This window comes from Halalkalibacter alkalisediminis, assembly GCF_028610705.1.
GTDB classification, from domain to species: Bacteria; Bacillota; Bacilli; order Bacillales; family Bacillaceae_D; genus Halalkalibacter; species Halalkalibacter alkalisediminis.
Map to the genome: position 1 here is coordinate 1 of NZ_JAQQWT010000064.1, position 10,036 is coordinate 10,036.

10 protein-coding genes are annotated in these 10,036 nt (G+C 36.3%); 5 read left to right on the forward strand and 5 right to left on the reverse strand.

Going from position 1 to position 10,036, the window contains the following annotated elements; genetic code table 11:
- Window positions 1-205: 205 nt before the first annotated feature.
- From PQ474_RS25025 to PQ474_RS25040, 4 genes are all read right to left on the reverse strand, one after another.
- Window positions 206-652: a JAB domain-containing protein gene (locus PQ474_RS25025; RefSeq protein WP_273848297.1), complete on the reverse strand. Its 447-nt coding sequence runs from the start codon at window positions 650-652 to the stop codon at window positions 206-208.
- A 218-nt stretch (window positions 653-870) separates the two neighbouring features.
- On the reverse strand, window positions 871-1,692 hold the full coding sequence (locus PQ474_RS25030) for an ArdC family protein (protein WP_273848298.1): 822 nt from the start codon (window positions 1,690-1,692) through the stop codon (window positions 871-873).
- A 984-nt stretch (window positions 1,693-2,676) separates the two neighbouring features.
- Window positions 2,677-3,453 carry an adenylate/guanylate cyclase domain-containing protein gene (locus tag PQ474_RS25035; protein ID WP_273848299.1) on the reverse strand — a complete coding sequence of 259 codons (777 nt, stop codon included), beginning with the start codon at window positions 3,451-3,453 and terminating at the stop codon, window positions 2,677-2,679.
- Between the two features lie 22 nt (window positions 3,454-3,475).
- Complete coding sequence (locus PQ474_RS25040) at window positions 3,476-4,972, reverse strand: adenylate/guanylate cyclase domain-containing protein (RefSeq protein ID WP_273848300.1); 1,497 nt, start codon at window positions 4,970-4,972, stop codon at window positions 3,476-3,478.
- Window positions 4,973-5,139: 167 nt separating this feature from the next.
- On the opposite strand from PQ474_RS25040, the gene PQ474_RS25045 reads away from it, so the two are divergent.
- The 5 genes from PQ474_RS25045 to PQ474_RS25065 all read left to right on the forward strand — a co-directional run bounded on the left by PQ474_RS25045 (window position 5,140) and on the right by PQ474_RS25065 (window position 9,416).
- Window positions 5,140-5,730 carry a Pycsar system effector family protein gene (locus PQ474_RS25045; protein WP_273848301.1) on the forward strand — a complete coding sequence of 197 codons (591 nt, stop codon included), beginning with the start codon at window positions 5,140-5,142 and terminating at the stop codon, window positions 5,728-5,730.
- Between the two features lie 281 nt (window positions 5,731-6,011).
- Window positions 6,012-6,575: a recombinase family protein gene (locus PQ474_RS25050; protein WP_273848302.1), complete on the forward strand. Its 564-nt coding sequence runs from the start codon at window positions 6,012-6,014 to the stop codon at window positions 6,573-6,575.
- Window positions 6,576-6,702: 127 nt separating this feature from the next.
- Complete coding sequence (locus PQ474_RS25055) at window positions 6,703-7,194, forward strand: hypothetical protein (RefSeq protein WP_273848303.1); 492 nt, start codon at window positions 6,703-6,705, stop codon at window positions 7,192-7,194.
- A gap of 71 nt (window positions 7,195-7,265) precedes the next feature.
- Window positions 7,266-8,195: a hypothetical protein gene (locus tag PQ474_RS25060; RefSeq protein WP_273848304.1), complete on the forward strand. Its 930-nt coding sequence runs from the start codon at window positions 7,266-7,268 to the stop codon at window positions 8,193-8,195.
- Between the two features lie 699 nt (window positions 8,196-8,894).
- Window positions 8,895-9,416, forward strand: a complete 522-nt coding sequence (locus PQ474_RS25065; protein WP_273848305.1) for an ATP-dependent DNA ligase — start codon at window positions 8,895-8,897, stop codon at window positions 9,414-9,416.
- Between the two features lie 17 nt (window positions 9,417-9,433).
- On the opposite strand, the gene PQ474_RS25070 is transcribed toward PQ474_RS25065, so the two are convergent.
- On the reverse strand, window positions 9,434-10,006 hold the full coding sequence (locus PQ474_RS25070) for a hypothetical protein (RefSeq protein ID WP_273848306.1): 573 nt from the start codon (window positions 10,004-10,006) through the stop codon (window positions 9,434-9,436).
- Window positions 10,007-10,036: the final 30 nt, after the last annotated feature.

The window sequence follows — 10,036 nt, forward strand, 5'->3', positions numbered from 1 at the left end:
CAATATGTTTGACCGTACAGTAAATCTAAGACTTCACGTTTATTTATTTCGCAAGCAACGATAGCAAGCTCTATATCCCTAACTTCGAATGGATCAAGATTTAATTGTTCACGTTCATCAAACAAGTTTTTTAGTTCTTCTAGAAGAAGTTTCATGATTATCCTCCTTTAGATGATAGTCGAAGGGGCGTAAGCCCCTCCGCTTTTTAAAATTTTGCGTTTTCTCTCATAGAGTAAAAATCGCCTTTATAGTTCACAATCACATGGTCTAAAAGCTCAATTCCGATGATTCTACCCGCTTCTGCCAGTCGCTTGGTTACGTCTATGTCTTCTCTGGATGGGTCGCATTGACCGCTTGGATGCTGATGACTAACGATAATAGAAGCCGCATTATTGAGTATTGCGGATTTCATGACCTCCCTCGGGTGTACGATGCTTGCATTTAAACTTCCAACATGGCATCGATGAAGACCAACCACTTGATTTTTTGTGTTTAGCATCATGACTAGGAACACTTCTCGATCTTCGTCACCGATAACCTTTGTTGCAAGTTCTGCCGCATCAGCGGGACTTCCTACTTTATGCCTTGCATAATCTTCCTTTAAATCTCTAATCTCTTGTCTAATTCTTACTACTTCGAAAACGGGTTCCATCTTAAAACCTCCAGTTTTTAATGGTGTTTAGTATCTGCGCTAGATGGATTTAACGCTTGCCTGTTTGGTCGTTTTTGCTCCCCCCTTCCTTATATATAATATACCACTTTAACACTAAAATGTCAATGTTTTTGACTATTTTTTTAAGGGAATTCCCTTATTTATCAAGGGTTTTGACTATTTTCAAAGAAAGATAAACAATATCTATTTTGTTACATTCACCCTTCGAGAGGGTGAATGTAATCGACGGCTTTTTGTGCTTGTTGCGAAGCGCTAATGATTAACGTTCTATCATTCTTCAAAGCCTGTAACCAAGATTGAATATAACTAGCCGAGTTATCAAGCGTATGATTATCAATCCCAGCAATACCGCATAACATCGAACTGCCAAGCTCTGCTATGAGTTCTTCTCGGCTGTAGGATTCACTGCCAAAACCGTTATAGGCTGTTATTCCTGAGCGATTCAAACGATCCTTATGCCCTGTACTATGGATTAATTCGTGAAATAACGTGCTGTAATACTCGTGAATGCTCTTAAAATCTTCTTTTGGAGGGACATTAATATGATCTTGAAACGGCTTATAATAAGCACTCCCTGAAATCTGGCTGTAACTAGGAGCATTTACATACTGTTCTTTGATCTTTTCCGCTTCCTCGATCGGATCATGTTGATAGGCTTTTTCTTTTCGTTTTGGCTCTAATTCCTCTACCTGAGAACCAACTTCAAAGACTCGGTAATAACGTAGATATGGGATTTTTTCAACCTCTCCACTTTCCTCATCTTCTTTCTCAAGCCATTTCCAAAACACAATAATGTGTGATTTTTCTCCTAACTTGACTTTTCCACCTGCTTCCTTAATTTGGTTAAACGTGGCATATTCACCCCCATCTAACAGCATCGTATTAATACCTCTGTAAGGCTTTTGTGTCTTCCAATTGACCGCAATCCCATTGATCCATGGTTTCCGCCACGGCACCGTTCCAGCTTCTAATTTTTCGATAATTTTGTTCGTAATCATGTCATAGATTTTTTTACTCATCGTGTTTATCCTCCTTTGAATTTGATTTATTTCTTTTTTCCTTTTGACTTGCGAAGCGAATTCATTTCCCAAAGGGAAGGATTTTTTCCCTTTTGCACGGAGAACGAAAAACACGCTTGCGCTGTTTTACGATTCGCAGTCAAAAGGAAAAAAACCACAATAAAAAAGCAAACGTTAGTTTGCTATCCTTTTGTCTTTTATTCTTCTAGTCTTTTGAACTTCAGCGTCGTTCGGGCGTTAAGAAATCGACAGGAACCTACGGAATGTTAAGCGAAGAATGAGCTGTACAGTCCGTGGTTATCGGTGATTTTAGACCGAAGCGAGATGCCATAGACTGTTAGGTTGCGTGATCTTGGCAACCTTACAGTCTATGAGCAGACCCTTTAGGCGCCCCAAATTAAGTATTTATCCTTACGTTCTAGCCCTTAAATCTTTTGATCTTAATGTTGATTTGAAGTAAAGACGAACCAATATGATGAAGGTTAATAAATCAACGTTTATAGCCTATTTTGGGTCTAACTTTTTTATAAAGCTATACCTTAACATCCTCCATTCTTAACATCCCCCTCTTTTTAAACATCATCAGCCTAAAGGCTGAAAGTCAAGCTAAAGCTTGATAGGTCGCTAAAACTAACACAATTGTAGCCATATCGATAGGTGCTTCTTCTTCAAAGGTATCCAACGTATCGAGACCGAGTTTTTTAGAGTGATATGATTTTAATTAATGTAATTTCAAAAAAATACTTATTCAACTAATAGATTCCCTGTAACGGAGAGGATTCGAGAAGACATTGAACGTAGAAAACTCGTTTATGAGTTCAAAAATTTGAAGTTTGAGAACCTGGAGATTGAACACCTTCGAGCACTTGCATCGGTTCTTCATTCGGAAGATTTTCAAAAAGCGGAGAAAGAGTAAAGTTTAGACCATGAGGCATATGCCTTGTGGTTTTTTCATATAAAAAAAGCCCACATCAGTGAGCCTTCTCATTTATTCTCTTCTGCCCAGTTGTTAATGCTTATTCTATGAAAATTCCCCACATAAACAATTCCAAACGTATTATGATTCTTTTCCGTTAAGAAATCCTGGAACGTTTGCTGTTTCTCAGCATTTGCAATATACGTGCCTGCACTTACATAAACCTCTTCTGTAACGCAAATTGCGTGCGATGTATATTTTTTATAAGCTAGTCCACACATTTTTGATGCTTTGTTTACAACGTCTCCCATATATACCAAATCCTTAATCCCACTTCCGCTAAATCCCGCTTTAATGACAAGAGCCCTTCCATAGGCAACTCCAATGCCCGCTTTCAACTCATCAAAGTCTTTCCATTTCTTCTTGTATTTCACGTTTAGGGCATTCATCATTGCATTGGACATAGATGAAGCTTGAAGAGCTTCGATAACCGGCGATTCAGCACCTTCTATATCCCCAGCAAACATAGCTGACACACAGTCTCCAACAATGTTAATCTCCTTACACGTTTTAAAGCTGTTAACGATGGCGACCATTTCACTGATATATGCTCTATAGAGACGTGCTAAAGATTTGGACAATTTTCCTTGTGTTTTGATTAGGTCTGTTGAACCTCTCAAGTCGATAAAAATCGCCGCACATTTCACGTATTTTCCGTTGTTAAAGGTTAAGTCATCAATATCAGGGATATCATCTGACTCTTCATACGATGTACTGTCATACAGGATAGAGTCAATTCTTTTTAAACTGTTTTCAAGATTGAAACTTTTATGGCTTGACCTCAATTAATGATTCCTCTCTCTCGTACTATTCAATAAACAGACCTCTGCGATTTACGATTTCGTTTTCTATTCCCAATTGTTTGAGAACATTCCTGAGCCGGAGAACGTTATCAACGGATGGATCGTGGTGCTGAATGTGATAAATAACGGCTTGCAAGTACTCCTGCTCTCGACCTACTTTTTTAATAACCGGAACTGAGTTAGACTCTAAAGGAATGTAAGCGGTTGGCAAATCTTCTGTCAATTGTCCAATCAGAATCCGAAACGCTAATTCCGATTCACCTTTGCCATGTAAATACATTACGATTTGAAATACATGCAATTCATTGTGGACAGTCCCGGCTTTCTTTCCAATTGCCGCCCCTAAATCTTGAACTTGCTTCAATTCAATTAAAAAGTCTTCTAGCTTCATATGGTTTGTTCTTTCTCTGAGTGCGGTCACTTTAACAGTGTAGGCGAGTTCTTTTTTCCTGTAAGCAAGGATTCTCTCAATATCCTGTTCTTTCTTCTTCAATTCTTCTTCTTTTTTCTTCACAGCTTGTTCCCGGCTCTGCAGTTCCTGGAGTTTCCTCTCCGCTTGGGACTCTTTTGCGGCGACAGCTAATTCACGTATAACAACTTGTTCAAAATTACTCAACAGTCCACCAACTTTGGATTCTACACCTTGAACAATGTCCGTGACGATACGTCCAATATCATTACCTTCTGATTCTATGATGCCTTTGTGAGAAGACGTTGCTCGTTTCTCATCTGATTCTTCCCCATCAGATGGCTCCTCTACTAGCTCCGGTAGGTAAAACTCACGAACCCCATACCCTTCAAACAAGGTATCGCCTTTAAATCGAAAGGTCTTTGTCCAAATTTCAGAGCCGTCACTATTTTTCTTGTATCCAGAAGGGAGTTTCTCATAAAAACGCTTTGTCACAAAAATCTCAGATGCTTCTGCGAGGTCGGTATGTTTGCTTGCCACGTTTGCCGTCTTTCCTGCCCACACCAAATCCCTGGAGTCATCTCCTTGATGTTTAATCCCAATAGGTGTGACCAGGATTCTTCCCGTATCAATTCCCACACCACAAGCAATTTCTTTTTGGTTGACGTTTTTTCGGCAGAGCGGGTTAAAAATATATTCAACGACACTTGTAATGGCACGTGCGGCATCCATAGCTTTTTGGATAGAGCTTTCTTCTGCATCATCAACGAATACACCCATCACTCTGTCACCAGCAATTTGTCTAACTCTCCCACCGCTTTCATACACACACATCGACATCGCTCTTGCAAAAGCACGATAGATTTTTGCCATACTTTTGGCTTGAGACTTATCCGATAACTTTGTGGAGCTCCTGATATCAACAAAAAGAATTGTGCAGTTGGTTACTATCAACCCTTTGTTTTTATCCGGCAAGTCATCAACTGACGGAACACTGTCTCCCTCGAAATCATCTACTTCCATTTCTGTGGTAAAGATGGTTTCAATTTTTTCTTCTATTTTCTTCAACCCTTCTTCTGTTACCTTTGGCAATTGCGTGCTCCCCCTTCCCCATTGCAACATTCACAATTTTCATTATACTATTTGTGTGGTCGCTAGGTCGAAAGTTTGATACGATTTACATAAGAATTTGTTCTTGCAAAAGAATTATGAAATGGCTATAAAAAGATTGATTATTTGATGTGTAAAGGAGAGCGAGTATGTCAGAAGAAAACAAGTTGAGTGAAAGTGAAATAAAAGAGGAAGCGGTTCAAACATTAGAAAGAATAAATTTTTGGATTTCAAACTGCGACACAAAAATATCCTTCTCGTTAGCGTTTGCAGGTATCCTTCTCGGAGGATTTTTTTCGAGCGGTATTATTACCGGTTCATTAAACAAGCTAATGAAAGGGCTCAAGGAGATTGACAAGGATACGCCTTATTTGAAGATTCAATACTTGGGGATAACAACTGTTGTTCTAGTGGTGTTCATTATTTTAATGATTGTTAGCCTCACCTACCTTTTTAGAGGGAAGAAAGGTTCCATTGACACAGGCGTTTACAATGAGGCGGATTTATCGAAGGATTCTACTCTCTTCTTTGGCACCATTCAGAACAAATCTTTTATCGCATTTAAAAACAGTATGATTGGGATAAAGAAAGACGAGCTGGTGAATGATTACCTATCTCAAGTCTACATCAATTCAAAAATATGCAACAGGAAATTCACACTCTACAATAAAGGAGTAAACTGGCTAATCGCATCAACGATTGCATTTATCATTCTAAATGGAATGTTTCTATTCTTATAAAAAAAAGACTCAAGAGAATCTCTTGGGTCTTTTGATTAGGCTGTTTCCTTATAGATAGAGGTATGGTCTCTCATTATAGTGAGGAGGGTAAAGTATAAATTTATTTCACTAACGTGTGCTTTTTTTAATATTATCTCGAAATCCTGTCTCCAAAAGTAGTAAACAATTCTTCATTTGATATCAAAACTCAAAAGTTTTGACACTTACCTTCTGGTACTGTATTATCAAGGTATTGATCGGTGTCATAACTTAGTTTCATAAATGAGAGAGGAAAACTAATAATGAAATATGGATATGCTAGGGTAAGTACAGTGGGACAAGATTTAGAAGCGCAGATAAAAACATTGAAGGAAGCTGGATGTAATGAAATTTTTTCAGAGAAGTTTACTGGAACAATAAAGGAAAGACACCAGTTTCAAGCACTTATAGAACAGCTAGAAGTTGGTGATACATTTGTAGTAACCAAGCTGGATAGATTCGCTAGAAGTACAGCTGATGCTATTGGAACAGTTAAAAAGCTGTTTGAAAAGGGTGTAAAAGTTCATGTACTAAATATGGGAATAGTTGAGGATACACCAACAGGACGACTGATCTTTAATATCATGAGTTCCTTTGCGGAATTTGAAAGAGATATGATTGTAGAACGGACCCAGGAAGGAAAAGCCATCGCAAAGCAGCGTGAGGATTTTAGAGAAGGACGTCCTAAAAAATTCTCTAGCAAACAGATAAAACTTGCTTTGGAACTATTAAATTCTCATTCATATAAACAAGTAGAAGAAAAAACAGGAATTTCAAAAAGTACGTTGATTCGGGCCAAAAGAAAAATGAACAGAGTTGATGAGTAATGACACCGGAAGGGGAGGATTCTAATTTGACGTTTCTATTTATTATAAAAATTGGTATACTTAACCAATAGATGATGGTAGTATTATATTGTAGTTAATTACAATATATGTAAATGGAGGATGTTTAGTGAAAAAAATGGTTAGTACACTTATTATTGGAGTCGCTTTGATGGGGTTCTCATCACCTTCTTTAGCTGATTCAGAAGATGTAACAGTAAAAAAAATTAAGACGGTAGAAATTATTGGCGGCGAAGAAGTTTTAGTAGAGGGGGAAGAGATTTCATCCTATGAAACTTCTGAAAATGAATTTAGTATATTCTCTACTGCTGGTAATAGAACAGCATCAATTGTCGCTAAAAAACCTGTATTCTCGAAGTTTTATGCAACTGCAACTTCAAAAGCTGATTATCAACAAGACACTATTGGTGCTAGAGTTCGAGCATTTAATGGCAGTGGAACACAATTAGCTCAAGATAGTAAAAGTGAATCTAAAACAACACAAACTAGTGCAACTGCATATCCAGGAAGTGTAGGTCCATCGGGTTATGCTATTGGAAATCATACTTTTAAAAGGTCTGGTTATACAGATTGGTATCCAGAGACACGAACTAACTTTTAATTTATAACAAGTTGAGACGTTATTACGTCTCAACTTGTTATTTGAGGATTGATAGAAAGTGAGGTTTTATTTTGAAAAAGAGTAGTATTATTACGGCTAGTATTATAGGGATAATAGTACTTTCTTTAATTCTAATCTTTTTGAATAACGAGAGAGTGTCGCCAGCCGGAGAAGATACAAAAGAGGAATCTTATACGGAAAATCGCGTATCAATTGCAACGTTTAAAGAAGATAAAATTCCTTTATTAGATGACGAAGCACTAAAATTAGACAATAATTCTGTTGCAAATCTAATTTTGTCTATTGGTCATGAAGTAGATGCTGACAGAACTTATGGTATTATTATTTTGCAAGATTATATTCAGAGTAGTTTTTATTATGAACATAATCTTATAAATGATATCCTCAAACTTGAAGTTGAACCAAATTCTATTAATGACCTTTCTCTTTCGATCAAAGTCCACCCTGATACTGTTGAGATAGTAGTACTAATAGTAAGAGACCCTGATGACTTTGTAAAAGAGTTAGATTTTGAAAAACTATTTTATTACGAACAACTATATAGTAAAAGGTATATCGTAGAAGGGGCGGAGTTATCAAATCTAGATGTAAAGTATGATGAACCACAATATATTTATAATAATGCAGGTGATCTGACACCTATTTTCTTTAGTGATAATCGTAAGAAGAAAAATTTGATCAGTAGTATAAAAGAAAATAAAATGGCCTATTTACAAATGAATAGTCCTTTTGAAGATAACGAAATGACATATGCAGTTATTGCTTTTGAGAATTGGAAGCAATCAAATTTGAACGGTAAAGAAATATTACATATAAATACACCTGTTAATGAAACCTATGTTTATGAGTTAAAAACCTCTGATGTTCAAGAAGATACAAATTTACAATTTATTGCTTTCCCTTACCCATACGAATTTTGGGATGATCGATATGCATTTAAAGTAGAGCAATCTATTCGAACTGTTGTAGAACCGAATTAAATTCTTTGGCATTTTAGTACTGCACGAATAAAATTACAGAAAGTTTGTTTCATTGATTAACATATTTTTTGTGATTTTATTCTCATCGCTAAGATTTTTTCAACTTTTAGTATAAAACTAATTGCTTTGAAAGTTTTTCTCATTCATTTATATAGAGCAGTATAATTATGTTAAGTATGTTCAATCATAAAAGTGTAGGAGGTTAAAAGTGAGGAAACTGATATTAGGACTAATTATATTATTTTTGATTGCACAAATATTCGACTATAAATCTTTGAACATGTTATCTCAAGATCTTCTATCGTTTTTAGGTATAATGGAGCCATTCTTTATTATAGTTGGGCTCATTTTTTTGTTCTTCTTGTTCTTGTTATGTACAAAAAAATAATACTATAAGTTTAGATTAATTATACCGTGTAAGAAAAGATTATACTTCTCACAATATTTTTCTCCATTCTTTTCCCCTCCCATATTTGGAGAAAACTCTTCCTTCTTATTTTTAATATAGGCGTACCGCCAACATTTCGGAAATTTTGTACGCTAAGACAGTTCCAAAAAGGTTTTAGCTGATACTTTGATTATGAAACGAGTTTTGGAACTACTATTTAATCCAAAATGAAAGAACGAGTGCAAGTACCAAAAACCACCGTTAGTGGAACATCCCTTTTATATCAACGTTTATATCCTTAACGTACAATTTTGCCGAAATACTGTCTGGACCCCAACAATGAAAAGATCACTGCACTTCCCTTACTCGAACGAAAGAGCCTTCTTTCTGAAACAATCCCAGGTGGTCAGCAGATGATCATTGTAACTCAATATATTGAAGGCTATGCAGCAGCTTATTTTGATGCTGTGAAAGCTCAAGATCTAGAAGGAATCGTTTTAAAGAATGCAGGATCAAAATATAAAGTCGGCAAGAGAAGTCATGACTGGTTAAAGATCATTAACTATCAATACCAAGACGTCTATATTTCCGGATTACGCAAAGGTGAGTTTGGTCTTACCCTTTCGGATGAAAAAGGCAAATATATAGGCTTGATGGAGTTTATGCCTCCTCAAGCCCGTAATAAAGTTTATCAAACGTATAGTGGTCACGTCGTGAAAGAAACTAAGGATTTCATTTCATTTGATCCGTATATGAAATGTAAAGTTAAATACAGGAACCTGACTAAAAACAATATGTTAAGGATTCCGTCTTTTGTGGAGTGGGTTAGTTAACCTACTCCCTTTTTATTTTATTTTTCATCATCGAGAAATTCTTTCACAATTTTTTGCGCTTCACCCTTGCTATACTTAACAATAAAATCGATCAGAAGTATTTCTAATACCCTCTCTAGCGTAAAATGATGATTAGGGAATAGTTGAGCAATATCTGAAAGCATTACTTCTCCTCTTAGTGCATCCTTCCTTTTCATTTTAGAATAGAAAACCTCGACTTCATCATCTATTGAAGGTTTTCTTACTGGATAAAGAGGCACTTCTTCTATGTTCTTTTCATCATATTTTTTCAATCTTACATTAGGCGTTCCTTGGTCGTATTCAAGAAGAAGTTGATATGTTGCTTTTATGTCTTGTTTTCTCCTCACGTAATCAAGGAAGTCTTCCCATAACATCTCAACAAGGTTTCCTAATTTAAAACGATTTTCTGTTAGTTCATAAACATCTTCACATAACACCTGGGCTCTAAAATAAATATCTCTTGGTACCATTAACCGTAACTCTGTGTTCATGGGTATGAAGATCCGAGTCATAAAACTTGATGGCTTTAACTCTTGGCCAATAAGATTCCTTTCACTAAATGCCCTCAAAGATGATTTCCCCTCTCTCTAGTCGCAATG

What these genes read in the sequence shown, in the direction of transcription:
- PQ474_RS25025 (WP_273848297.1), bottom strand. Translation starts at nt 652, where the DNA reads ATGGAACCCGTTTTCGAAGTAGTAAGAATTAGACAAGAGATTAGAGAT.
- PQ474_RS25030 (WP_273848298.1), bottom strand. Translation starts at nt 1,692, where the DNA reads ATGAGTAAAAAAATCTATGACATGATTACGAACAAAATTATCGAAAAA.
- PQ474_RS25045 (WP_273848301.1), top strand. Translation starts at nt 5,140, where the DNA reads ATGTCAGAAGAAAACAAGTTGAGTGAAAGTGAAATAAAAGAGGAAGCG.
- PQ474_RS25050 (WP_273848302.1), top strand. Translation starts at nt 6,012, where the DNA reads ATGAAATATGGATATGCTAGGGTAAGTACAGTGGGACAAGATTTAGAA.